This is a genomic window from Hyphomicrobiales bacterium, from assembly GCA_030688605.1.
Taxonomy (GTDB): Bacteria; Pseudomonadota; Alphaproteobacteria; order Rhizobiales; family NORP267; genus JAUYJB01.
The window spans coordinates 20798-42721 of the sequence record JAUYJB010000125.1; the positions used below are offsets into that span (position 1 = coordinate 20798).

Consider the following 21924-nt stretch of genomic DNA (forward strand, 5'->3'; position numbering starts at 1 on the left):
GCCGCGCCGGCTCGAGCTAGCCGCATACCATCTCCCCATGCCGGGGCCACAATAAGAGCATTACCCGGTCAAATCGACCCCACATAACCGGACAATCCCTCATCCATCCTCTTGGTAAAGTAAGACAGTAAGTCCTGCAAGCGTAACAACAATTACCGGCATCCAAGCCGCCGCCGCCGGGGCTATCAGGCCCGAGGATCCGAGGTCGCTCATCAACTTTGTCAGAACGAAGAACAGGAAACCCGCGGCGATTCCGATCAGCACTCTACGGCCGATTCCGCCGAACCGAAAGGAGCGCAGCGAAACCGTCGCCGCGATCATCACCATGGCGACCAGAACGAACGGCCGCGAAACCAATAAATGCCATTGCTGGCGATAGGGTTCGGTCGCCACACCCGCCCGTCCGGCATGGTCGATGAAGGCCGGCAGATCCCAGAAGGAAATCGCCTTCGGGTCGGTGATGGTCTGCTCGATCTGGGAGCGGGTCAGATAGGTGGAAACCAAGTAGTTCTGGTAAAATTGCGGTTCGCCCTGCGACGATAAGACCCAGGCGTCGCGGAGTTCCCAGTAGCCCTCTTGGAGCGTCGCCGACTTCGCCTCGACCCTTTCGACGAATTTTCGCTGCGGGTCGAACGCATAGACCGTGATTTCCTCAAGCACGACTCCCCTTTCCAAGCTGCGATTCGCATGGACCACGCTCTGTCCATCGGCGCCTTCCTGGCGCAGCCATACGCCGGACTGATTGGCGCGCAAAACCAGGGATTGGGACGGCCCGAAGGCAACCGCCTCGAGTTCTGCCTGTTCCTCGCTCAAATAGGTCGAAAACGGGTTGTAGAGGGCGACCGCCAAAATGCCGATGAGCAAGGTCAGGATGATGGCAGGCGTCAGGAAATGCCACACCGACATGCCGATGGCGCGGGCTACTATCAGCTCGTTGCGGCGGCTGAGGTTCAACAGCGCCATCATGGTGCCGATCAGCACCGCGAATGGCAGGACCTGCTCGCTCAGGGCCGGGGTCCGGTAGGCCGACATCAGCAGCAGCACATCGAGCCCGACATCGTCGTGACTGCTGGCCCGGCGCAGCATTTCCACCACATCGATGAGAAAGATCAACCCGGCACAGCTGCAAAAGACGCCGATGATGGCGGCCAGCATGCGGCGCGAGACATAGCGGGAAATGGCCCCGGGCGCGGCGATCATGACCGTGCCCAGATCCGGCCGGCCCGCACCGCGCGCTCGCCCACCCAGGCGGCGGCAAAAGCGGCAGAGTCGGCGAGCGCACTGGCGTGGCGGCGGCGAAATTTGCCGAATGCCATCGGTACGGCAAGGGCGATGACGGAAAGCGGTACGCCGTAGACAAAGGGGACCGCCCAGCCATGCTTTTGCGCCAGATTCCGCGCGCTGATGATGAGCATGATACTGGCCGCAGCGGCGCAAATCGCGACTGCGGTGCCAAAGCCGCGGCCCTCGCGCGTGGTGCGGGCGAAGCCGACATTGGCGATCGCCACGAAGACCAGAAGGATCGGCAGGAGGGGGCTTGATAGGCGCTCGTGAAGCTCGGCCCGAAAACGGCCCGGATAGGCCTTGAAATAGGGATCATCCGGGGCCGGATTGAACAGGAAGGCCGTCGATCGCTCGCGCGGCTTGTACAGCACGTCTCGGTTGGAGTCAGACAGTTTCGCGACGTCGATCAGATAGCGGTCGAAAACCACGATCTGGGTGCGCTCGACGCGGTCGACCTGCTGGCGCTGCACGCTGCCCTGCTCCATGACCAGGTAGGTGCCGGCGTCACTGCGGACGATCCGGCTCCGCTCGGCGATATAGGTGATATGCTCCTCTGGATCGCGCTGGTCGTCGACCAAGAGGCCGAGCAGGTCGCCTTGCGGCGTGCGGGCGCCGATGTGAAAGGTGATGCCCCGTTCGGGCGTCGAGAACCTTCCCGGCTGGATCACGTTGGAGATCAGGTCGGCGCGCACCCCCGTGATCACCACCCGCAGAACGGAAAGGCTCCTTGGCATCAAAGCGACGTTGATCACTCCGACCGCTACGGCGACCGTCGCGGCGAGGACAAGATACGGCGCGATGATCTGCCAGCGCGAGGCGCCGGCCGCGCTCAGCACCAACAGCTCGCTATCCGAATTGAGGCGATTGAGCGTGTACAGAGTGGCGACGAACAGGGCCACCGGGGCGATCACGTTGACAAAGGCGGGCAGCACCAGAACCGTCATCATCAGGAAGGTCTTGAACGACTGCCCCTGCGCCGTGATCACGTCGAACTCGCGCAGTACCTGGGTCAGCCAGACAATCGCGATCAATGTAACGAGGCACAACAGAAACGCCTGAAACAACTGGCGAAAAATGTAGCGGCCGATCAAGCTCATCAGTTTTGCCATGGTCCACGCAACTGCACCCCGGCGCCAACGCCCCCGGACCGCCGCGGCCGGGATGCACCAGGACTGTTCGTAAATCCCTCTGCCCGCAGGCAATGTGGTCCCCATTGATGGCAGAATTTCGACCCAAAATCTGAATTTTTTCCAAGCATTAATCGTCCCCGGCGCGCGTCCGCCCCCTTGCGCGGGCGCCGATGTTGTGCCACAGCCGATCGCCGAAGCTTGCATGGATCCACAACGAACTTCCGTTTCAAAGGACCCGCATGGCCAGGTTTCCCGCAATCGCCTTTTCCAAGATCGCCGTGCCGAAGGCCGGCACGCTGGTGATTACCGCCGGCGAAGGCGGTGCGCTGGGCCGCTTCGGTGCCCAAGTCGACGAGGCGGCCGGAGGCGCCGTTTCTCGCGCCATCAAGGCGGCGGGCTTCAAGGGCAAGTCGGGGGCGGCCCTTGATGTCTGGGCGCCGGGCGAGCTGGGGCTTGCGCGGATCAGCGTCATCGGCGTCGGCAAGGCCGAGGACATGGAAGCCGGCGATTGGCTCAAGCTCGGCGGACAGATCATGGCCCGCCTGCAGGCCGGCGCCGGCGACGGCGCGACGGTGGTTCTCGAGGCGCCAGGCGCCAGCGAGGAGGCGGTCGCCGCCGAGAAGGCCGCCGACGCCGTCCTCGGCCTGAAGCTGCGGAGCTACAAGTTCGACAAATACAAGACGCGCAAGGGGAACGACGAAGAGGCGGAAGCGGAAGGCAAGGTCTCCAAGGTGACGTTCGGCGTCGCCGCCCCGTCGGTGGTCCAGACAGCCTTCGCCAGCCGCGACAAGGTCGCGTCGGGTGTCCTGCTTGCCCGCGACCTCGTCAACGAACCGGCAAATTCCCTGGGGCCCGTGGAGTTCGCCAAGAAGGCTCAAGACCTGTCCAAGCTTGGGGTCGACATCGACGTGCTGGGCGGGAAGGAGCTGAAGCGGCTCAAGATGAACGCGCTTCTCGCCGTCGCCCAGGGCAGCGCCCGGCCGCCGCGCGTCGTCGTCATGCGCTGGAACGGGGCCAAGGACAAGGCTGCCGCACCGGTTGCCTTTGTCGGCAAGGGGGTGGTCTTCGACACCGGCGGCATATCGATCAAGCCGGCCCTGCACATGGAGGACATGAAGGGCGACATGGGGGGAGCTGCCGCCGTCGTCGGCCTGATGCACGCGCTTGCCGCCCGCAAGGCCAGGGTCAACGCGGTCGGCGTCATCGGCGTGGTGGAAAACATGCCCGACGGCAAGGCGCAGCGCCCGGGCGACATCGTCCGCTCCATGTCCGGCCAGACCATCGAGGTGATCAACACCGACGCGGAGGGCCGGCTCGTTCTCGCCGACGCGCTATGGTACGCGCAGCAGAAGTTCAAGCCGAAATTCATGATCGATCTGGCAACGCTCACCGGTGCGGTCCTGGTCGCGCTCGGCCAGCACCATGCCGGGCTGTTCGCCAACAATGACGAGCTTGCCGAACGGCTCGTCGCCGCCGGCGAAGCGACAGGCGAGAAGGTGTGGCGGCTGCCCCTGGGCAAGGAATACGACAAGCAGATTGATTCCAAGAACGCCGACATGAAGAACGCCGCCGGACGCCATGGCGGGGCCATCACCGCGGCGCAGTTCCTGAAACGCTTCGTCGACGACGTGCCATGGGCGCATCTAGACGTCGCCGGCACCGCCATGGGCTCGCCCGCAAGCGAGGTCAACCAGAGCTGGGGCTCGGGCTTTGGCGTGCGCCTGCTCGACCGGCTGGTGGCCGACCATTACGAGGAATGACCGAGGTCCTGTTCTACCATCTGGAACGCCAGCCGCTGGAGCGGGTGCTGCCGCTATTGTTGGAAAAGAGCCTTGCGCGTGGCTGGCGCGCGGTGGTGCAGGCGGGTTCGGAAGAGCGTGTGGCGGCGCTGGACGCCGCGCTCTGGACCTATCGCGAGGATTCCTTCCTGCCCCACGGCAGCGCCGGCGACGGCGCCGCCGACATGCAGCCGGTCTTCCTGACCTCGGGCGCCGACAATCCCAACAAGGCCGAAATACGCTTCCTGGTCGACGGCGCGGAAGCTTCCGACACGGCCGGCTATGCGCGGCTCGTCTATCTCTTCGACGGGCGCGACGAGACGGCGCTGGCGTCGGCCCGCGGCGCCTGGAAAGCGATGCAGGCGCAAGGCCATGACGTCACCTACTGGCAGCAAGACGAGGCCGGCCGCTGGGTCAAGAAGGCCTGAGCCTGTTTTGCAAAAGTGGGAGCCGGTTTTGCGAGAAGAACAGGATCCAATCGAGCCGGAGGCCCCGTCAGCGGCACAGGCGGCGTGGTCCGTTAAACGGCTGAAACGTGCCGTCCGCCGGGTCGAAGGAGCGGAATTTGGCGTCGCAATAATCGTACCATTCCGGCGTCCATGGCTCCGGCGCGTCCCCATAGACGGCGCCGCTTCCCATGCAACGGTCAAAGGCGTAATTGTAGGCGTCGTTCCATTTGGCCGAATGTACTGCGGCTCCCGCGACGGTGCCGATGGCGCCGCCGATGAGCGCACCCGGTCCGATGCCCCTCGAGCCCCTGGAAATGCCGCCGATTACCGCGCCGACGCCGGCACCGCCGATCGTCCCGCCGACCACCTCCGCGGGCGGCGCGACGGAGTTGGCGTATCGGGCGGCGTAATCCTTGCAATACGCCGAGGAGGCCGCGAAGGCGGCGTCCGAGGTCAGCATCGCCACGCCGGCGGCGGCGCCGACCAGAGCGACGGTCTTGAGTTTCGCGAGAAGTGCCATGCCGGTCCTCGTTTCTTCTTCGCCTCCAAAACGAAGGCATTCATCCGCGTGCAAGCAGGCGCGCGCATCCTTCTGTAATATAAGCCCTTATTGGCCGCGCGCCGAGGGGTCGTTCGCCGCAAACCGGCGAGAAGGTTAGAGCTTGGTGGTCTTTTGATGGTGCATCCGACCGACATTGTTCATGTTTCCGTGACGCGTCGGGAAAGGGCGGTCCGGTAACAATAGAGTGAACTGCGACCATCTAGACACGTGAATGGGCCTTGTTCATTGTTCGCCGGCCCGTGCCTGCCCGGCAGCTCGAAAGCACGCGGGCGTGCGCTGACCATCAGTTACGTTTCGGAGGAATTTGTATGACAAGAAATCCCGTTATATCCGTCACTTGTGCCGTTTTGTTGGGAGGCAGCGCGCTTGTGTTTTCGGCCGGTGTTCATGCCGACGAAATCGCCCAGCGCAAAGTGGCGATGCAAAACAACAACAATGCGGCGAAGACGCTCACCGCCATGTTCAAGGGCGAGACCGCCTTTGACGGCAAGGCCGTGGCCTTTGCCGGTTATACGATCGCCAACGATTTTGCAGCGGCGCGCACGCTGTTTCCGGAAGGCAGCGTGAGGGATGACAGCCGCGCCAAGCCGGAGATCTGGCAGGACATGGAAGGCTTCATCGCCGCGCTGGAAAACGCCGACGCCGCCGCCAAGGCCGTCGCCGCGACCGGCGAGGCCAATGACGAAGCCGCCTTCAAAGAGGCTTTCGGCGGGCTCGGCAAAGCCTGCGGTGACTGCCACGAGAAATTCCGCGCGCCGAGGAACAACTAGGCCCTTTCAGCCAAAATCGCCGTGCGGATATTTGCCCGCCTGATAGTGCTGATCGCGGCGGTCGCCTGTGCGGCCGCCGCGTTCACATTGTGGCTCACCGCACCGGGGGAGGGTGATCCCGTGGCGCTTCCCGCCTACACCGCCGACCCGGAAAACGGCAAGCGTCTTTTCATCGCCGGCGGCTGCCTCTCCTGTCACGCCCCGCCTGAATCAAGCGGCATCGACGCCACGCTCCCGGCGGGCGGGGCGTCGCTCAAGAGCCCGGTCGGCACCTTCTATCCGCCCAACATCACGCCGGACAGGGAGACCGGCATCGGCGCCTGGAGCGATGCGGAATTCATCCGCGCCATGCGCGAGGGGATTTCGCCCGGCCGGCGGCACTATTTCCCGGCTTTCCCCTACACCTCCTACCGGCACATGACGATTGCGGACCTCCTCGATCTGAAGGCCTATTTGTTCAGCATTGAGCCGGCGCGCAATCCCGCCAAGCGGCAGGACATCCCGCTTGCACGCTTTGCCCGTGCATTCGTCGGTCCATGGAAATGGATCGCCATGAACACACGCGTCGTGGCCGACGATCCGGCCCGCTCCGAAGCCTGGAACCGCGGCGCCTATCTGGTGCAGGGGCCCGGCCATTGCGGCGAGTGCCATACGCCGCGCAACATTTTCATGGCATGGCGCGCGGACGCGTTTCTCGCCGGCGGACCGCATCCGGAAGGCAAGGGCAAGGTTCCGAGCCTGCGCGGTCTGATTGCGCGCAAGCGCTTCAAGGACGTTGACGATCTCGTCCTTGCCTTCCAGTTCGGCGAAGTCCTTGGCTATGAGGACATGTCCAGCGGCGGCATGGGCAAGGTGCGGGGCAATATCGGGACGCTGCCTGAGGATGACGTGCGCGCGATCGCAACGTTTCTCTTGATCTCTCGAATAGCGGGTCGGCGATCGCCGCGCCCGACGGCCGCACTTGCCGGAAAATGGCCTCGCGGCTATAAGCCGGCGCGGGTTTTCGCTCTTCCATACACGCCGCCTTCAACCGCACAGGACGGATCGATGGCCATCGAACGCACCCTTTCCATCATCAAGCCCGACGCTACCCGCCGCAACATCACGGGCAAGATCGTCGACCGGCTGGAATGCGCCGGCCTGCGGGTGGTTGCGCAAAGGCGGGTGCGATGGACGAAAGCGCAGGCAGAGGCCTTTTACGCGGTGCACCGCGAGCGGCCCTTCTTCAACGATCTCGTCGCCTTCATGACTTCCGGCCCGATCGTGCTGCAGGTGCTGGAGGGCGAGAATGCGGTAGCTCGCAACCGCGAGGTGATGGGCGCGACCGACCCCAAGAAGGCTGCTCCCGGCACCATCCGCGCCGATTTCGCCGAATCCATCGAGGCCAACTCGGTGCATGGCTCCGACACCGTCGAAAACGCCGTAACGGAGATCGCGATGTGCTTCAGCGAGAGCCAGATCGTCGGCTGAGGCGCGCATAGACTGGCCGGTGCGGCGAATGATAGTTTGCGAAAAGCAAATGGTCGCAACGCCGGGAGGCACGCGTGAACAAGCCGATGGCCGCGGAAATCCTCACCTCCGTGTGTCCGCACGACTGCCCGTCGGCCTGTTCGCTGGAGGTCGAGCGGCTCGATGCGCACACCATCGGGAGGGTGCGCGGCGCCAAGGACCAGAGCTACACGGCGGGCGTCATCTGCGCCAAGGTCGCCCGCTATGCCGAGCGCATCCACCATCCGGACCGGCTGACGCGGCCTCTGCGCCGCACGGGACCCAAGGGCTCGGGCCGATTCGAGCCGATTTCCTGGGACGAGGCCCTCGACCGGGTGGCGGAGCGCTTCGCAGAGGCGGAAAGTCGCCATGGGCCGGAGGCGGTCTGGCCGTTCTACTATGCCGGCACCATGGGCCTTGTGCAGCGCGACGGCATCAACCGGCTGCGCCACGTCAAGAAATATTCCGGCATGTATTCGAGCTACTGCACCAACATGGCCTGGCCCGGATTCATCGCCGGCACCGGCAGGCTCGCCGGACCCGACCCGCGCGAAATGGCGCGCTCCGACCTCATCGTCATCTGGGGCACCAACCCGGTCAGCACCCAGGTCAATGTGATGACCCATGCGGTGCGCGCCAAGAAGGAGCGCGGCGCCAAGATCGCCGCCGTCGACGTCTACCGAAACGCCACCATGGAGCAGGCCGATGTCGCCCTTTGCCTGCGGCCGGGAACCGACGCGGCTCTCGCCTGCGCTATCATGCACGTGCTCTTTAGAGACGGTCTCGCCAATTGGGAGTACCTCGAAAAATACACCGATTGCCCGAAAGAGATCGAAGCGCATCTGAAGAGTAGGTCGCCGGAATGGGCCGCCGCGATCACCGGCCTTGAGGCAGCGGAAATCGAGGCGTTTGCGCGCATGGTCGGGACGACGTCGAGAACCTATTTCCGCCTCGGTTACGGCTTCACCCGCTCGCGCAACGGCACCGTCAACATGCACGCGGCAAGTTGCATTGCGGCCGTGACCGGCGCTTGGCTCAACGAAGGCGGCGGCGCCTTCCACAATAACGGCGCCATCTATCATTGGAACAAGAGCATGATCCAGGGTCTCGACGCCTGCGATCCCTCGGTGCGCATGCTCGACCAGTCGCGCATCGGCTGCGTGCTCGGCGGCGACCGCTTCGATCTCGGCGATGGCCCGCCGGTGACCGCGATGCTGGTCCAGAACACCAACCCCGCCGTGGTCGCGCCGGACCAGAACAAGGTCAGCGCAGGGCTTGAGCGCGAGGACCTGTTCCTGTGCGTCCACGAGCAGTTCATGACCGAGACCGCGCGCATGGCCGATATCGTGCTGCCGGCGACCATGTTCCTGGAGCATGACGATATCTATCAGGGCGGCGGCCACCAGCACATCATGCTGGGCCCGAAGATCGTCGAGCCGGCGAGGGAATGCCGCTCCAACCACGAGGTCATCTGCGCTCTGGCGCGCCGCCTCGGCGCGCGCCATGAAGGGTTTTCTATGAGCGCCCGCGAGCTCATCGACTGGACCCTGCGCCATTCCGGCTGGGGGACGCTGTCCGAGCTCGAGGAGAAGCGCTGGATCGACTGCCAGCCGCCCTTCGAGGAAGCGCATTACCTCAATGGATTCGGCTATCCGGACGGAAAGTTCCGCTTCAAGCCGGACTGGCTCAATGTGCCGACGGCCAATGCCGGCCCCATGGGCCGGTGGGCCGAGATGCCGAAGCTGCCCGACCATTGGGCGGTGATCGAGGAAGCCGACGCGCCGCATCCGTTCCGGCTAGCCACCTCGCCGTCGCGCTCGTTCCTCAATTCCTCCTTCACCGAAACGCCGAGTTCGCGCGCCCGCGAAGGCCGCCCCGAGGTGAAGATCCATCCCGACGATGCCGCCGCCAACGCCATCGCCGATGGCCAGAAGGTGCGGCTCGGCAATAGCCGCGGCGTGGTGGTGCTGCACGCGCGCCTGTTCAATGGGGTCTGCCGCGGCGTGCTCATCGCCGAGAGCGTCTGGCCGAATTCGGCCCACGACGGAGGGGTGGGCATCAACGCGCTGACCGGCGCCGACCAGACGGCGCCGTTCGGCGGCGCCGCGTTTCACGACAACAAGGTGTGGATCAGGGCGGTCTAGCGGAGCTTCACGCTCACCTGGACGAAGCCGCCATAGCGCTCCGACTGGAACTTCACCACCTGGGCGACGCCGCCGCCCGGCGTCTGCTCGAAATGGGCATGGCCGTCGGTGCGCCCGAGCCGCCAATAGCGCGCGCCGGCGCCGATGCTGACATCCTCGTTGATGTCATAACTCAGCACCGCCTCCAATTGCAGCCCGTTGCCGTCGCCGTCGCTCGGCAGCGGGTTGATGAGCGGGCGCAAATGGTGATTGTCGGTATTGTCGAGCTGGGTATAGGGCACCCAGGCCGCCTCGCCGGTGAATTTCAAGCCGTTGCCGGCCTCCACGGTCGCCAAGATACCGACGCGCCAGGAATGCCACTGCACCTCGTTGGAAATCACCTTGGTCGACTGCGCGATGGTCGGAACGCAGATCGCCGGGTTGGTCGCGATCTGGGTGCAGCCGAAGGCGCGGACCGACTCGTTCCAATAGTGATAGCCGGTGAATCCGGCGAGCTCAAAACGCGCGGTCTCGGTATTGGTGGCGACAAACGCATAGCCGATATCGGTGTTGAAATATCTTATGTCGCCGTCGTCCTGTGTGCTCAGGGTGCTCGAATAAGGGGCGATAACCGGCGGAAAATCTTCATCATTCAGGCCGCCTCCCGGAATGATCCCGAGGCCGCCATAGCCTTTGACGAAGACGCCGGATGCGTGCTGGGCGTGGAAGAAGATCTCACCCGAATGGGCGTCGAGGCCATCGTAGGTGAGCCGCGAGATGAGAATGGCGCCGGTGCTGTCGTAAAGGTCGAAATCGGTCTGGCCGGTCGAGTACCAGTAGCGCGCGCCGATGTCGAAATAGCTGCCGTTGAGCCACGGCGGCTCGGGACCATTGCCGCCGGACATCGCGGAATCGGCTGCGACGGCGGGTGAAATTAAAAGGATAAATGCAAATAATGAGTGAGTAATTTTGAACTTGAGCCGCATCGTAATCTCCGAACCATTCTGGATCTTCATAGTCCATTAAGGTTAACGGAGTCTTAAGCTTTTTCAAGTGGCGTTAATTCTTGGCGGAAACGCTGACCCAAACGCCGTTCTTGCAGGAGAATATCACCGGCGTGACCGACAGCGACTGCACGCCCGTAAGCGTCTTGAGGTCGATTATGGCACCCTCCGGATACCAGGCGCCGCCGGCCCAGCAACCGTCAGGATGCTCGTTCTTGCCGGCAGCTTGCCGCTCTTCGCCGGCACTTGCCGGCACCGGGCGAAGCGGCAAGAGGAGGGCGGCGATGAGGGCGATGAGCGCGGTCGCCAGCAACGCCAGGGCGAATGTCCGGATGACTAAGCGGAGCATGGCGGGCCTTCCTGACGGCATGAACGGAGGCTCACGGGCTCCCGCTCAGGCCCGGCGGGCGCGGCGCATTGCGTCGATGGAGAAGGCGCCCGGCCCGCCGGCCGCCAGGAACAGGAAGCCGCCGGCAATCGCGATGTCCTTGGCGAAATGAATGAGCTGATCGGTATCGGCGGTGTCGGCATGGAAGATCAGAGCCGTCAGCAGGGCAAACCCGGCAAAGGCGAGGGCGACGATGCGCGTCTGCCAGCCGGCAAGGATAGAGAGGCCGCCGCCGAGTTGCAAAAGGATCACCGCGGGCAGAAGCAGGCCGGGAACCCCGTGGGCCGCCATATAGTCGGCGGCAGGCCCCGGCGCGCGCAGCAAGATGACGCCGTCCCAGAGGAACAGACCGGAGATGAAAACCCTGCCAACGAGCAGCGTCACATCCCTGATTCGTTCCGAATGGTCAGTCAGGACTGTCAATATCGGCGCTCACGAGGAAAGCCGCGCCGCCAGGGAATCGGCAAGCGGCCGCAGCCGGTCGGCCGGCGCGCGGCCGATGACCATGAAGCCATAGCCCTGCTGCGCCCAGTAGACGATGTTCATGCCGAGCCGCTCTTCCGTCCGCGCGGGCTCGCTTTCGTCCCCATCGGCGATGATGCAAAAGGCGACCGGCCCGAAATCAGGATCGAGATAAGCCAGTTGCACAAGAGACTTGCCCTCATAGTCGAACAATTGCGCCCGCTTGAACTCAACGTTCGCCAGATCGATCCGGTCGAGCGTCAGGCTGAGGCCAAGCTTGTCGGCGACCGCGGCAAGCTCCTGCTCCTTGACGGCCGCGTCGTCGGGGACGTTGGCCAGCGTCTCGGACGTGTATAGCGACAAATAGCCCGCGACCGCCTGGCGCCAATCCTCCGAGCGGTCCGCCGGCTGCTCGGCGACCGGGACCGCCGGCGGCGGCTTGAGGGGCACGACGAGGCTGCCAACGCCCATGCCGGCGAGGAACAGCGCCAGAGCAGCGGCAACCGAGGCCGCGCGCGACAGCGGCCAAGCCCGGCCGGCCGGCGCTTGACCGTCCCCCGCAGCAGCAGCGGTGTTTTCCAGGATGGCTTCGAGGCGGTCCGTCGGAGCGTCCTGCAACATGAGGTCGAAGACCTGGCGGAACGGACGGCCGCCGCGGATCATGAGTTCGAGCCGCCGGCGCAGCTCCGACTCGTCCGCCAGATGCTTTTCCACCGCGGCGCGGCGGTCCGGCGCAAGCTCGCCGTCGAAATAGGCGACGAGTTCTTCGTCCGTCGCTGATCTGATGCTGCCCTTACGCGCCATCTTCTTGCTTCTTTGGCCGGTCCTTGCCGATCGAATCGGCGTTCAACGCGCCCAGTTTCACCCGCGCCGCAGCCAGCCGGCTCATGACCGTGCCGATGGGCACGCCCAGCACCTCGGCCGCCTCCCGATAGGTCAGTCCCTCGACATAGACGAGCAGAATCGTCTCGCGCTGCGCTTCGGGAAGGGCGAGCACTTCCTTCAACACCTGGGCGGCCAGGATATTCGTCTCGACGTGTATGCCGCCGTCGAAATGCAGGGCTTCGGCGGCGTCGACAAACCCCTGGCCCTGGCGAATGCGCCGGGCGCGCAGCTCGTTGAGCCAGATCGAGCGCAGGATGGTGAACAGCCAGCGATCGAGCCGAGTTCCGACGCGGAATTGGTGGGCGCGCTCAAGCGCCCTCACGCAGGTCGCCTGCACCAGGTCCTCGGCCACGTCGGCGCTGCCGGACAGCACCAGACCGTAGCGCCAAAGCCGGGCAAGGTGCGCCGCCAGGCCCGTCCTCACAACTTGTTGAGAATCATCAGCCATGCCGGAGACGAATAGGCGCGCGAGCGCCGGTGTTTACGGGGCGTGTGACTTTAGAGCGGTTCCTGCTCATAGGGAACCGCACTGTTTGAAGAGCGCTTTGCCCGCCACCAGCCATCAGGAGCCTCAGATGACCCAACGCCCCGGACTTTTCCCGTTCATTGCATCGCCCTTGGCCGCATTGTTTGTCGGCCTTGCCGTCTCGGCGGCGCCCAGCTCTTCGCTGCTGGCGATGGACAGCGGCGGGACCAGCACGACCTCGACGCCCAACTGCCCGAGAGGGTCGGTCTGGGACAAGAAGACGAAGAAATGCGTCGTTGCGAATTCAGGCGCGGTTACCGACGATGTGCTGGTGGAGGAGGGGCGCCGGCTGGCCAAGGCCGGCCAGTATGAGAACGCCATCGCGGCGTTGCAGGCCGTGAGCCGCGAAGACCCCGTGGGGCTCACCTATCTCGGCTACAGCCACCGCAAGTTGGGCGAGATCGATCGCGGCATCGCCTATTACAAGCAGGCGCTGGCGATCGATCCGAAGAACGCCGATACGCGCGAGTATCTGGGCGAGGGCTATGTTGCGTCGGGCCGCACCGATCTGGCGCGCCTCGAGCTCGCCGAAGTCGAAAAGCTCTGCGGCACGAGCTGCGAGCAATATGGGGAGCTCGCCGCGGCGATTGCCGGCAAGACATCCGAGTAGAGCGGGATGAGGAATAGCGGGAACCGGTTTTCCGCCCGCATCCCGCTCTATCTTATTAGAATCGATCACGTTTTATGATTTTGGATCGAATCGATCAAAAATCATCGTGATCTAGGCGACGATCATTCGAACGCTCAAGGCCGAGGGCCAGCGGAAAGGGCCGTCTTGCCGGCGCGCTGGCCCGAGGCACTTTTCCGTAGGCTCGGGCCCCGGCCTCGGAGAATTGCGGCAACAGACAGGGTTTCGATCCCGACAGAATGAGCCCGGCGCAATGAACGCACCACAGAGTTTCCTATCGCCGCGGCTGCGGCGTGCGCCCGGCACCGGCGTCAAGGCCAAGCTAACCGCATTGGCGACCGCCGTTCCCAAGCACCGCATTTCGCAGGCGGACGCCCGAGAAAAAGCGCGTATGATCTTTGCCGAGCGGACGCCGCTCTTTGCGGCTCTGGAACCGGTTTTCGAGAACGCGGAAATTGCCGCCCGCTATAGCTGCCAGCCCATCGAGTGGTTTGCAAAACCTTCCGATTTCCGCGAAAAAGCAAGGCTTTATGAGCAACATGCCGTGGCGCTGTCGGTCGACGCGGCGACCAAGGCGCTTGACGGCGCGGGGCTTGAGGCGGGCGAGATCGACGCCCTCGTCTGCGTCAGCTCGACCGGAGTCATGACCCCCGGTCTCGATGCCCATCTCATCAACCGCCTGCCATTTCGCCCCGACACCGTGCGGCTGCCGATCTTCGGGCTGGGCTGCGCCGGCGGCGTGCTCGGCCTGACCAGGGCGGTTCAACTGGTTCAGTCGCGGCCGCGAATGAAATGCCTCCTGGTCGTGGTGGAGTTGTGCACGCTTGCCTTTCGCCACGACCGCCTGACCAAGAGCAATCTGGTTGCGACCGCCCTGTTCGGCGACGGCGCGGCGGCGGCCATCATCACCAGCGGCCCCGCGCGGGGCGTGCTCGGCATCCTCGGCGCGGCCGGAGAGCATTGCTGGCCCGGCACACTCGATGTGATGGGCTGGCGAGTCGATGGCCAGGGCCTCGACGTAATCTTCAACCGCCGTATCCCGGAGATTGTCGCAACCAAATTTACGAGCGCGCTCAATGGCTTCCTTGGCCGCGCGCGGCTTTGCCTTGAAGATATCGCGCGGCCTTGCTGCCATCCCGGCGGCGCCAAGGTGGTCGCGGCGCTGGAACAGGCGTTCGGCCTATGCCGGGGCGGGCTCGATTTCGAGCGCCAGGTTCTTGCCGAATTCGGCAATATGTCCGCGCCCACCGTATTGTTCGTGCTCGACCGCATTGTCAAGGCCGGACGTTCCGGACCGACGCTGCTTTGTGCGCTTGGCCCGGGTTTTACCGCCGCGTTTCAGACCATCACATTGATCCCGGATGGTCGCGCGGTTTCTCAGGCCGCGTGAAGCCCGCCCATGACCCTCGGCTGGGCGCATCTTGTCTTGTCGGCCGTGGCGGCGCAGCGGGCGTTGGAGCTTTGCCACGCCCGGTGCAATATGGCCGGTCTCATGGCGCGCGGCGGCCGCGAAGTGGGCCGGGCGCATTATCCGCTGTTCGTCCTGCTGCACGGCGGCTGGCTCGTTTGCCTGGCGCTTGCCACCGCGCCCAGCCCGCCCGTGCGCTGGGGGTGGCTGATCCTGTTTCTGGTCCTGCAGGTCCTACGTCTTTGGGTGATCGCGAGCCTCGGACCCTATTGGGCAACCCGCATCGTCACGCTCGAGGATCAACCGCTGCAAACACGCGGCCCCTACAGGTGCCTGCGCCATCCCAACTATGCGATCGTCGCCGTGGAGATCCCCGTCCTGCCGCTCGCGCTCGGGCTCGTCGGGCTGGCCGGCCTGTTCGGCGTGCTCAACCTAATGCTGCTCGCGCACCGCATTCGCGTCGAGGAGCACGCGCTCGCGCCGCGGCGATCCTTCAGTCCACCGGCGGCGAATAGAGGGGGATCGCTTTGCCGCCGCGCGCCTCGATCACCACCCGACCGCCGACCACCCGCGCCCGGTCCGAGGCGACAAGCCGCACCGCCATCGGATAGATCCTGTGCTCGGCCTCGATCACCCGGGCGGCGAGCGTCTCGGCGGTGTCGTCCGGCAGCACGGCAACCGCCGCCTGGGCGATGATCGGCCCGGCATCCATTTCCGGCCGCACGAAATGCACCGTGCAGCCGGCGATCTTGACCCCGGCGGCGAGGGCTCTCGCATGGGTGTCGATGCCCCTGAAGGAGGGCAGCAGCGAGGGATGGATGTTGACCAGGCGGTCTTCCCAATGCTTGACGAAGCCTTCGGTCAGAAGCCGCATGAAGCCGGCAAGGCAGATGAGGTCGATGTCCGCCGCCTCCAGGGCCTTGCCGATCTCGGCCTCGAAAGCCTCGCGGCTTTCGAAGCGGCGGTGGTCGATGGCCTTGGTCGGCACGCGGTGGCGCCGGGCGATCTTGAGGCCGGCCGCGTCCGACCTGTTCGATATGACGAGCGCGATCTCGGCCGGGTAGTCGGGCGACCGCGCCGCCGCGATCAGCGCTTCCATGTTGCTGCCGCGTCCGGAGATGAAGATGGCCGTGTTGCGCCGCATGTCACTCACCCGTGGCCAGATTTCCGGAAAAGCGCACGGGCGGGGCGCCGGCCTCGGCCGGGATGATGCGCCCGAGCCGGACGACCTTTTCGCCGGTGTCCGTAAGCAGACGCGCGATCTTGTCCGCGTCGGCCGGCGCCGTAACCGCTACCATGCCGATGCCGCAGTTGAAGGTGCGCAACATCTCGGCTTGCGCAACGCCGCCGGTCCTTGCCAGCCAGGAGAACACCGGCGGCACGGGAACCGCGGAAAGGTCGATCTCGGCGGCGAGCGATTTCGGCAGCACCCGGGGCAGATTTTCCGGCAGCCCGCCGCCGGTGACGTGGGCAAGCGCCTTGATGCCGCCGGTCTCGCGGATGGCGCCAAGCAGCGGCTTGACATAGATGCGCGTTGCGGCGAGCAGCGCCTCGCCGAGCAAGGCGTCGGGCGCAAAGGGGGCCGGCATCTCCCAGGGAAGCTTGGCGTCGGCAATGATGCGGCGCACCAGCGAGAAGCCGTTGGAATGAAGGCCGCCCGAAGCAAGGCCGAGGACGGCATCGCCCTCGGCGATGTCGGCGCGCGGCAGCAGCGCAGCGCGCTCGACGGCGCCGACGGCAAAGCCGGCAAGATCATAGTCGCCTTGCTGGTAGAGGCCGGGCATTTCCGCCGTTTCGCCGCCGATCAGCGCGCAGCCGGCCTCCTTGCAGCCCGCGGCGATGCCCTTGATCACCTCGGCGGCGGTCGCCGGGACGAGCTTGGAGGTCGCGTAATAATCGAGGAAAAACAGGGGCTCGGCCCCCTGCACGACGAGATCGTTGACGCACATGGCGACAAGGTCGATGCCGATGGTGTCGTGGCGGCCGGTCTCCGCCGCGATTCTGACCTTGGTTCCGACACCGTCGGTCGCCGCCACCAGGATCGGATCGGAAAAGCCCGCCTGCCTGAGGTCGAAAAGGCCGCCGAAGCCGCCGATCTCGGCGTCGGAACCGGGACGGCGGGTCGCGGCAACATAGGGCTTGATGGCCTCGACGAGCGCGTTGCCGGCCTCGATGTCGACGCCGGCGTCGCGATAGGTCGTGCCGCCCGGATTGGTCTTTTCCCTCATGGCCTCCTTCCCGAAGCCGTTCCCGGCGCGGGACCGCTCGGCGCCGCGCCATCCAAGCAGAATTGGGCGGAAAGGCAAGCGGCGATGAGCCGGCCGATTTTCTCCTCACAACGGATTCACTTCGTCCTTGTTTTCGCCTTTATGGACGATGTGCATGGCCGCGGCCGGAAACGGCCGGGCGAGCGCATAGGCCGCCTCCGGGGCGCCGCTCAGCCAGGTGTCGAACTCATCTTCGCCGCTCAGCATGACCGGCATCCGGGCCGGGTGGATGGGCTTGACGGTGTCGTTCGGCGTGGTGGTGAGAATGGCGTAGACATCCATCGCAACCGGGTCGCCGCCTTCCTTGAGCGGGCCCTTCCAGGACCGCCACAGGCCGGCAAAGGCGAACAGCGGGCGCGGCGCGGCGCCCTTGAGCGCGAACCAGTGCCAGACCGCGGGCCGGCTGCCCTTCGGCTCGGCGAAGGAGGTTGCCGGGACGAGGCAGCGCCTTTCCGCGAAAGAGCCCTTCCAGAAGCTCGAGGTCATCACCTTTTCATCGCGCGCATTCGTCACCCGCTTGGCGGCCCGGCCTTGTTGCGGCAGCACGAAGCCCCAGGACAGGAGCGAGATCTCCCGCCCTCCGTCGGAGGCCTGACGCACCACAGGCGCTTCCTGGCTCGGAAAGATCGCCGGCTGCGGATCGAAGGCGGCGGCGCGGTTGCCGCCGACCCGGAACAGCCGGATGACGGCCTCGCGCGGCATGGTCTGGCTGTAAAGGTTGCACATCGAGGGTTGGACGGGTTTCCGCTGTCTGCCTGCGACATATGGCGGGAAGGTAGGTCCGGAATCAACCCGAATGCGCGGCCCGGGTTGCTGCCCGCGGCCGAAACGGGGTCCGGCAAGCGGGCGGCCATGCTTGCCCCGCGGGCGCGGACGGCTTAGAGCTTTGGGCGCGGCGAACGCACTCGCATGGGCAATCGCGCGGGGAGGAGGGGCGTGGCGAGACGAAGGATGACGCGATCGATATTGGCGGCCGGCGGAGCGCGCCGCGGCGCGGCGCTCGGCCTTGCCTTGGCGGCGCTGCTGCTGCTGCGGGCAGCGGCGCAAGCCGGCCCCTACGAGGTCGAGGGGATTGCGGTGCAGGCGCACGCGGCCGACGCCGTGACGGCCAAGGAAGCGGCGGTCGCCGACGGTCAGGCCCGGGCGCTCGCCATCGTTCTGCAACGGCTGACCCGGGCGAGCGACCGGGAATTTCTGCCGCAGGTGCCGGCCGACGAGCTCGGCACGATGATTGTCAATTTCAGTGTCGTCAAGGAGCAGACCAGCGCCACCGACTATGCCGCCACCCTGACGTTCCGCTTCAACCCGGCCGCGGTGCAGACCCTGCTCGTCGGCGCCGGCGTGCCCTATACCGAGCGTCAGGCACCGCCGATCCTCGTCGTCCCCATCTACCGCGAGGGCGAGCGCTACTTTTTCATCGACGACAACCCGAATCTCGAAGCCTGGCGTACCTTCGACCTCGTCAACACCATGACCCCGGTGCGGCTGCCCAAGGGCAATATCGCCGACCAGGGCGTCGACCCCGATGCGGTTCTGGCGCGCGACATCGGTGCGCTCACCGCCCTGCGCTACCTTTACGGCACCGACAGCGTGCTCGTCGGCCTGTGCGAGACCGACGCGGCGAACAGCCGGTTCACCTGCTCGCTGGACGGCGCCGGGCCGGCCGGGCCGGTGGCGCTGACGGAAAGCTTTGCCGGCGGCAGCGATCCGGTGGCCGTGGCGCAGGCGGCCGTCGGTTCGTTCCTGGCCCAGATCGAGGAGCAGTGGAAGATCCAGACCATGACCGGTCCGGGCGGCCTGTCCGGCGTGATCGAAGGCGTTCCGGTCCGGGTGCGCGTATCCTTCGACGGGCTTCAGCAATGGCAGGCGCTGAGGGCGCGGCTGGCCGCGCTGCCCGGCGTCAGCGAGATCGAAATCGAAGCGCTCAATGCGCGCGGCGCGTTGCTTTCGCTCTACTTTGCCGGCACCGGCGAGCAGTTGGCCGACATGCTGGCGCGCGACGGCATGGTGCTGGCCAATGCCGGCGATCATTGGGTTTTGACGTCCTATTGACGGCGGCTGTTGGTGAAACTCGAGACGCGCCGGGGAGCCAAAGTGAAGTGAACGTCCCAAACGTCATTACCGTATTCCGGATCTTTCTCGTGCCGCTCGTGGTGTGGCTGATCATCGCCGGGCAGATGGCGGCCGCCTTCTGGGTGTTTCTGCTCGCCGGCCTCAGCGACGGCATCGACGGCTTCATCGCCAAGCGCTTCGGCCAGGAGACGCTGCTCGGCGCCTATCTCGACCCGCTCGCCGACAAGGCGCTCCTGGTCAGCATCTATGTGACGCTGGGCCTGCAGCTGCATATCCCCAACTGGCTGGTGATCATGGTGGTTTCCCGCGACATTCTGATCGTCTCGGCGGTGATCCTGTCGTGGATGATGGACCGGGCGGTGATGATGCGGCCCTTGTTCGTCAGTAAGGCCAACACCACCGGGCAGATCGTGCTCGCCGGGATGGTTCTGCTCGATGTCGGCTTCGGCCTCGATTTGACGGTATCGCGGCAGCTGACGGTTATCGCCGTGGCCGTGCTCACCGTAGCGTCCGCCGCCGCCTATCTGATCGGCTGGCTCGAGCACATGGCGCGATACGAGGAGCCGTCGGTGCGCAAGCCTGCCGCCGAGCCGCATGCCCGCCGCGACGCCAAGCCGCCCATTTCCGTGCGGGAGAAGTCGCGGCCATGAGCCTGCAGCGGCAGATCCTGTTCTGGCTCGGTGCATTCCTCGCCTTGGTTGTCGTACTCTATGTGCTGCGCGAGATCCTGCTGCCCTTCGTCGCCGGGCTGGCGATCGCCTATTTCCTCGACCCCGTCGCCGACCGGCTCGAGCGGCTTGGCCTGTCGCGGCTGTGGGCAACCGTGATCATCCTTCTGTTCTTCGTGCTTGCCCTTGTGCTGTTTGTTGTCATCCTGGCGCCGGTGCTGGTGCAGCAGCTCGCGGGCTTCGCTTCGCGGGTTCCCGACTATCTCGCAACGCTGCAGAAATTCGTCTCCGAGGCCGGCGACGGCAAGCTCGTGCAGTGGCTCGGGCTCGAAGGCGGGCAGGTGCCCAAGCCGCTGGAGGATCTCGCCGCCAAGTTGACCACCTGGCTCGGCGGTCTCGCCGGCTCGCTCCTGTCGCGCGGCGTTGCGCTCGTCAGCTTCCTGGCGCTGTTCGTCGTCACCCCGGTCGTCGCCTTCTACATGCTGCTCGACTGGGACCGGATGGTCGCCCATGTCGACGGCTGGCTGCCGCGCGCCCAGGTCGAGACGATCCGGGCGCTGGCCCGCGACATCGACCAGGCCGTTGCCGGCTTCGTCCGCGGCCAGGGCACGGTCTGCCTGCTGCTCGGCCTGTTCTACGCCATCGGCCTGACCGTGGTCGGGCTCAATTTCGGCCTGCTGATCGGGCTCGGCGCGGGCCTCATCAGCTTCATCCCCTATGTCGGCAGCACCGTCGGCCTTATCGTCGCCGGCGGCGTCGCCCTGGTCCAGTTCTGGCCCGACTGGGTGATGATCGCCGTCGTCGTCGGTATTTTCGCCGCCGGCCAATTCCTCGAGGGTAACATTCTCCAGCCCAAGCTCGTCGGCTCGAGCGTCGGCCTGCACCCGGTCTGGCTGATGTTCGCGCTGTTCGCCTTCGGCTATCTGTTCGGCTTTGTCGGGCTGTTACTGGCGGTGCCGATGGCCGCCGCCGTCGGGGTCTTGTCCCGCTTCGCGCTGAAACGGTACGCGGCAAGCGCGCTCTACGGCAAAGATGACCAGAAACCGCTTTAGCGCCACCGGCGGCGTCGCCGAGCGCCAGCTAACCCTCGATCTCGCCTACCGGCCAGCGCTCGGCCGCGAGGATTTCATCGTCACCCCGGCCAATGCCGAGGCGGTGGCGCTGATCGACCGCTGGCCGGATTGGCCGCATCCGGTTCTCGCCATGATCGGACCCGAGGGCTCGGGTAAGACGCATCTTGCCGCCGTGTGGTGCCGGAGGGCGGAGGCTGTGTGCGTGCTCGCCGACGCGCTTACGGCGGCGCACCTGGAGGCGCTTGCCGGCGGCGGCGCGCTTGCGATCGAGGACGCCGACCGCGGTTTCGACGAGGAGACACTGTTCCACGCCCTCAACATGGCGCGCGACGAGGGCGGCCATCTCGTCTTGACCGGCCGCAGCGCGCCCGCCTCGTGGCCCGTCGGTCTTGCCGATCTTGCCTCGCGTCTGCGCGCAGCCCCCGTCGCCCGTCTCGGAGCCCCGGACGATCTGTTGCTGCGCGCGGTCCTGGTCAAGCTGTTCTCGGACCGGCAATTGGCCGTCGACGCCGCGGTTCTCGACTATATCTGCGCCCGCATGGAGCGCTCGCTCGCCGCCGCCGCAAGCCTCGTCGCGGCGCTCGACAAGGCGGCGCTCGCCGAAGGCCGCGGTATCACCCGCCGCCTTGCCGCCGAAGTCCTCGCCGACCGGGACCGCGAAGGTGGCGCCTGACTTGCCGCCGTCTTCCAAATCTCACATGGAGCGATTAAATCTTTATCAGCCGACATTTACGACAATGCCGGGCAGGATGATGCCACGCGAGGAACCGATGGATACGCGGCCTGTACCACAAGCGAAGAGCAGCAAGCGCCAGACCCGCGCGCGCGCCGCGCCGGCCGAGATCAAGACCGCGTCTGCCGGCACCCACAAGCCGCCGCAAAGCTTCGGGCCGTCGCGCTTCATCAACCGCGAGCTTTCCTGGCTGGAATTCAACCACCGGGTGATGGAAGAGGCGCA

Annotated in this window: 23 protein-coding genes and 1 pseudogene; 13 read left to right on the top strand and 11 right to left on the bottom strand. The window is 65.6% G+C overall.

Going from position 1 to position 21924, the window contains the following annotated elements; translation table 11 throughout:
* Nucleotides 1-99: 99 nt before the first annotated feature.
* Entirely contained in the window at nucleotides 100-1200 is a 1101-nt protein-coding gene (lptG, locus tag Q8P46_13615; protein ID MDP2621186.1) for an LPS export ABC transporter permease LptG, read from the bottom strand.
* Nucleotides 1197-2672 carry an LPS export ABC transporter permease LptF gene (gene lptF / locus Q8P46_13620; protein ID MDP2621187.1) on the bottom strand — a complete coding sequence of 492 codons (1476 nt, stop codon included), beginning with the start codon at nucleotides 2670-2672 and terminating at the stop codon, nucleotides 1197-1199. The genes lptG and lptF overlap by 4 nt, the downstream gene beginning before the upstream one ends.
* Between lptF and Q8P46_13625 the strand changes: the two genes are divergently transcribed.
* Entirely contained in the window at nucleotides 2654-4174 is a 1521-nt protein-coding gene (locus tag Q8P46_13625; GenBank protein ID MDP2621188.1) for a leucyl aminopeptidase, read from the top strand. The two genes, lptF and Q8P46_13625, sit on opposite strands and share 19 nt — an antisense overlap.
* The gene (locus Q8P46_13630) at nucleotides 4171-4620 is read left to right on the top strand and encodes a DNA polymerase III subunit chi (GenBank protein ID MDP2621189.1); all 450 of its coding nucleotides are present in this window, start codon (nucleotides 4171-4173) and stop codon (nucleotides 4618-4620) included. The genes Q8P46_13625 and Q8P46_13630 overlap by 4 nt, the downstream gene beginning before the upstream one ends.
* A gap of 67 nt (nucleotides 4621-4687) precedes the next feature.
* Here the strand turns inward: Q8P46_13630 and Q8P46_13635 are convergent, their stop codons facing one another.
* Nucleotides 4688-5161 carry a BA14K family protein gene (locus Q8P46_13635; GenBank protein ID MDP2621190.1) on the bottom strand — a complete coding sequence of 158 codons (474 nt, stop codon included), beginning with the start codon at nucleotides 5159-5161 and terminating at the stop codon, nucleotides 4688-4690.
* Nucleotides 5162-5511: 350 nt separating this feature from the next.
* Here Q8P46_13635 and Q8P46_13640 point away from each other — a divergent pair, with 350 nt between their 5' ends.
* From Q8P46_13640 to Q8P46_13650, 3 genes are all read left to right on the top strand, one after another.
* On the top strand, nucleotides 5512-5973 hold the full coding sequence (locus Q8P46_13640; GenBank protein ID MDP2621191.1) for a cytochrome c: 462 nt from the start codon (nucleotides 5512-5514) through the stop codon (nucleotides 5971-5973).
* Between the two features lie 1047 nt (nucleotides 5974-7020).
* Nucleotides 7021-7443, top strand: coding sequence for a nucleoside-diphosphate kinase (gene ndk, locus Q8P46_13645; protein MDP2621192.1), 423 nt, complete (start codon nucleotides 7021-7023; stop codon nucleotides 7441-7443).
* Nucleotides 7444-7529: 86 nt separating this feature from the next.
* A complete protein-coding gene (locus tag Q8P46_13650; protein MDP2621193.1) occupies nucleotides 7530-9605 on the top strand; it encodes a molybdopterin-dependent oxidoreductase in 2076 nt (691 codons plus the stop codon).
* Here Q8P46_13650 and Q8P46_13655 read toward each other — a convergent pair.
* The 5 genes from Q8P46_13655 to Q8P46_13675 all read right to left on the bottom strand — a co-directional run bounded on the left by Q8P46_13655 (nucleotide 9602) and on the right by Q8P46_13675 (nucleotide 12771).
* Nucleotides 9602-10489: a hypothetical protein gene (locus Q8P46_13655; GenBank protein ID MDP2621194.1), complete on the bottom strand. Its 888-nt coding sequence runs from the start codon at nucleotides 10487-10489 to the stop codon at nucleotides 9602-9604. The genes Q8P46_13650 and Q8P46_13655 overlap by 4 nt on opposite strands.
* 154 nt (nucleotides 10490-10643) lie before the next feature.
* Entirely contained in the window at nucleotides 10644-10937 is a 294-nt protein-coding gene (locus Q8P46_13660) for a hypothetical protein (GenBank protein MDP2621195.1), read from the bottom strand.
* A gap of 45 nt (nucleotides 10938-10982) precedes the next feature.
* The gene (locus tag Q8P46_13665; GenBank protein ID MDP2621196.1) at nucleotides 10983-11360 is read right to left on the bottom strand and encodes a DoxX family protein; all 378 of its coding nucleotides are present in this window, start codon (nucleotides 11358-11360) and stop codon (nucleotides 10983-10985) included.
* 48 nt (nucleotides 11361-11408) lie between these two features.
* Nucleotides 11409-12242 carry a zf-HC2 domain-containing protein gene (locus Q8P46_13670; GenBank protein ID MDP2621197.1) on the bottom strand — a complete coding sequence of 278 codons (834 nt, stop codon included), beginning with the start codon at nucleotides 12240-12242 and terminating at the stop codon, nucleotides 11409-11411.
* Nucleotides 12232-12771 carry a sigma-70 family RNA polymerase sigma factor gene (locus Q8P46_13675; GenBank protein ID MDP2621198.1) on the bottom strand — a complete coding sequence of 180 codons (540 nt, stop codon included), beginning with the start codon at nucleotides 12769-12771 and terminating at the stop codon, nucleotides 12232-12234. The genes Q8P46_13670 and Q8P46_13675 overlap by 11 nt, the downstream gene beginning before the upstream one ends.
* A 127-nt stretch (nucleotides 12772-12898) precedes the next feature.
* Here Q8P46_13675 and Q8P46_13680 point away from each other — a divergent pair, with 127 nt between their 5' ends.
* The 3 genes and pseudogenes from Q8P46_13680 (at nucleotide 12899) to Q8P46_13690 (ending at nucleotide 15362) form a co-directional block, all read left to right on the top strand.
* The gene (locus tag Q8P46_13680) at nucleotides 12899-13459 is read left to right on the top strand and encodes a tetratricopeptide repeat protein (protein MDP2621199.1); all 561 of its coding nucleotides are present in this window, start codon (nucleotides 12899-12901) and stop codon (nucleotides 13457-13459) included.
* A gap of 271 nt (nucleotides 13460-13730) precedes the next feature.
* A complete protein-coding gene (locus Q8P46_13685) occupies nucleotides 13731-14867 on the top strand; it encodes a type III polyketide synthase (GenBank protein MDP2621200.1) in 1137 nt (378 codons plus the stop codon).
* Nucleotides 14868-14876: 9 nt separating this feature from the next.
* Nucleotides 14877-15362, top strand: a pseudogene (locus Q8P46_13690) (isoprenylcysteine carboxylmethyltransferase family protein).
* A 16-nt stretch (nucleotides 15363-15378) separates the two neighbouring features.
* Here Q8P46_13690 and purN read toward each other — a convergent pair.
* The 3 genes from purN to Q8P46_13705 form a co-directional block, all read right to left on the bottom strand.
* Complete coding sequence (gene purN, locus Q8P46_13695) at nucleotides 15379-16029, bottom strand: phosphoribosylglycinamide formyltransferase (protein ID MDP2621201.1); 651 nt, start codon at nucleotides 16027-16029, stop codon at nucleotides 15379-15381.
* A gap of 1 nt (nucleotide 16030) precedes the next feature.
* A complete protein-coding gene (gene purM, locus Q8P46_13700; protein ID MDP2621202.1) occupies nucleotides 16031-17113 on the bottom strand; it encodes a phosphoribosylformylglycinamidine cyclo-ligase in 1083 nt (360 codons plus the stop codon).
* A gap of 105 nt (nucleotides 17114-17218) precedes the next feature.
* On the bottom strand, nucleotides 17219-17878 hold the full coding sequence (locus Q8P46_13705) for an SOS response-associated peptidase (protein MDP2621203.1): 660 nt from the start codon (nucleotides 17876-17878) through the stop codon (nucleotides 17219-17221).
* Nucleotides 17879-18088: 210 nt separating this feature from the next.
* Between Q8P46_13705 and Q8P46_13710 the strand changes: the two genes are divergently transcribed.
* The 5 genes from Q8P46_13710 to Q8P46_13730 form a co-directional block, all read left to right on the top strand.
* The gene (locus Q8P46_13710) at nucleotides 18089-19204 is read left to right on the top strand and encodes a DUF2066 domain-containing protein (protein ID MDP2621204.1); all 1116 of its coding nucleotides are present in this window, start codon (nucleotides 18089-18091) and stop codon (nucleotides 19202-19204) included.
* A gap of 47 nt (nucleotides 19205-19251) precedes the next feature.
* A complete protein-coding gene (locus Q8P46_13715) occupies nucleotides 19252-19875 on the top strand; it encodes a CDP-alcohol phosphatidyltransferase family protein (GenBank protein ID MDP2621205.1) in 624 nt (207 codons plus the stop codon).
* The gene (locus tag Q8P46_13720; GenBank protein MDP2621206.1) at nucleotides 19872-20945 is read left to right on the top strand and encodes an AI-2E family transporter; all 1074 of its coding nucleotides are present in this window, start codon (nucleotides 19872-19874) and stop codon (nucleotides 20943-20945) included. Before Q8P46_13715 ends, Q8P46_13720 begins: the two co-directional genes overlap by 4 nt.
* Entirely contained in the window at nucleotides 20926-21639 is a 714-nt protein-coding gene (locus Q8P46_13725; GenBank protein ID MDP2621207.1) for a hypothetical protein, read from the top strand. The genes Q8P46_13720 and Q8P46_13725 overlap by 20 nt, the downstream gene beginning before the upstream one ends.
* On the top strand, nucleotides 21629-21924 hold a 296-nt coding region (locus Q8P46_13730; GenBank protein MDP2621208.1), incomplete at its 3' end, for a hypothetical protein. The genes Q8P46_13725 and Q8P46_13730, both read left to right, overlap by 11 nt.

Bases quoted from the DNA above. Each gene is read 5' to 3' on its own strand.
- Q8P46_13625 (MDP2621188.1), top strand. From the start codon at position 2,654: ATGGCCAGGTTTCCCGCAATCGCCTTTTCCAAGATCGCCGTGCCGAAG.
- Q8P46_13670 (MDP2621197.1), bottom strand. From the start codon at position 12,242: ATGGCGCGTAAGGGCAGCATCAGATCAGCGACGGACGAAGAACTCGTC.
- Q8P46_13720 (MDP2621206.1), top strand. From the start codon at position 19,872: ATGAGCCTGCAGCGGCAGATCCTGTTCTGGCTCGGTGCATTCCTCGCC.
- lptG (MDP2621186.1), bottom strand. From the start codon at position 1,200: ATGATCGCCGCGCCCGGGGCCATTTCCCGCTATGTCTCGCGCCGCATG.
- Q8P46_13705 (MDP2621203.1), bottom strand. From the start codon at position 17,878: ATGTGCAACCTTTACAGCCAGACCATGCCGCGCGAGGCCGTCATCCGG.
- Q8P46_13685 (MDP2621200.1), top strand. From the start codon at position 13,731: ATGAACGCACCACAGAGTTTCCTATCGCCGCGGCTGCGGCGTGCGCCC.
- Q8P46_13660 (MDP2621195.1), bottom strand. From the start codon at position 10,937: ATGCTCCGCTTAGTCATCCGGACATTCGCCCTGGCGTTGCTGGCGACC.
- Q8P46_13650 (MDP2621193.1), top strand. From the start codon at position 7,530: ATGGCCGCGGAAATCCTCACCTCCGTGTGTCCGCACGACTGCCCGTCG.
- Q8P46_13655 (MDP2621194.1), bottom strand. From the start codon at position 10,489: ATGTCCGGCGGCAATGGTCCCGAGCCGCCGTGGCTCAACGGCAGCTAT.
- Q8P46_13675 (MDP2621198.1), bottom strand. From the start codon at position 12,771: ATGGCTGATGATTCTCAACAAGTTGTGAGGACGGGCCTGGCGGCGCAC.
- ndk (MDP2621192.1), top strand. From the start codon at position 7,021: ATGGCCATCGAACGCACCCTTTCCATCATCAAGCCCGACGCTACCCGC.
- Q8P46_13680 (MDP2621199.1), top strand. From the start codon at position 12,899: ATGACCCAACGCCCCGGACTTTTCCCGTTCATTGCATCGCCCTTGGCC.
- Q8P46_13630 (MDP2621189.1), top strand. From the start codon at position 4,171: ATGACCGAGGTCCTGTTCTACCATCTGGAACGCCAGCCGCTGGAGCGG.
- Q8P46_13640 (MDP2621191.1), top strand. From the start codon at position 5,512: ATGACAAGAAATCCCGTTATATCCGTCACTTGTGCCGTTTTGTTGGGA.
- purM (MDP2621202.1), bottom strand. From the start codon at position 17,113: ATGAGGGAAAAGACCAATCCGGGCGGCACGACCTATCGCGACGCCGGC.
- purN (MDP2621201.1), bottom strand. From the start codon at position 16,029: ATGCGGCGCAACACGGCCATCTTCATCTCCGGACGCGGCAGCAACATG.
- Q8P46_13635 (MDP2621190.1), bottom strand. From the start codon at position 5,161: ATGGCACTTCTCGCGAAACTCAAGACCGTCGCTCTGGTCGGCGCCGCC.
- Q8P46_13725 (MDP2621207.1), top strand. From the start codon at position 20,926: ATGACCAGAAACCGCTTTAGCGCCACCGGCGGCGTCGCCGAGCGCCAG.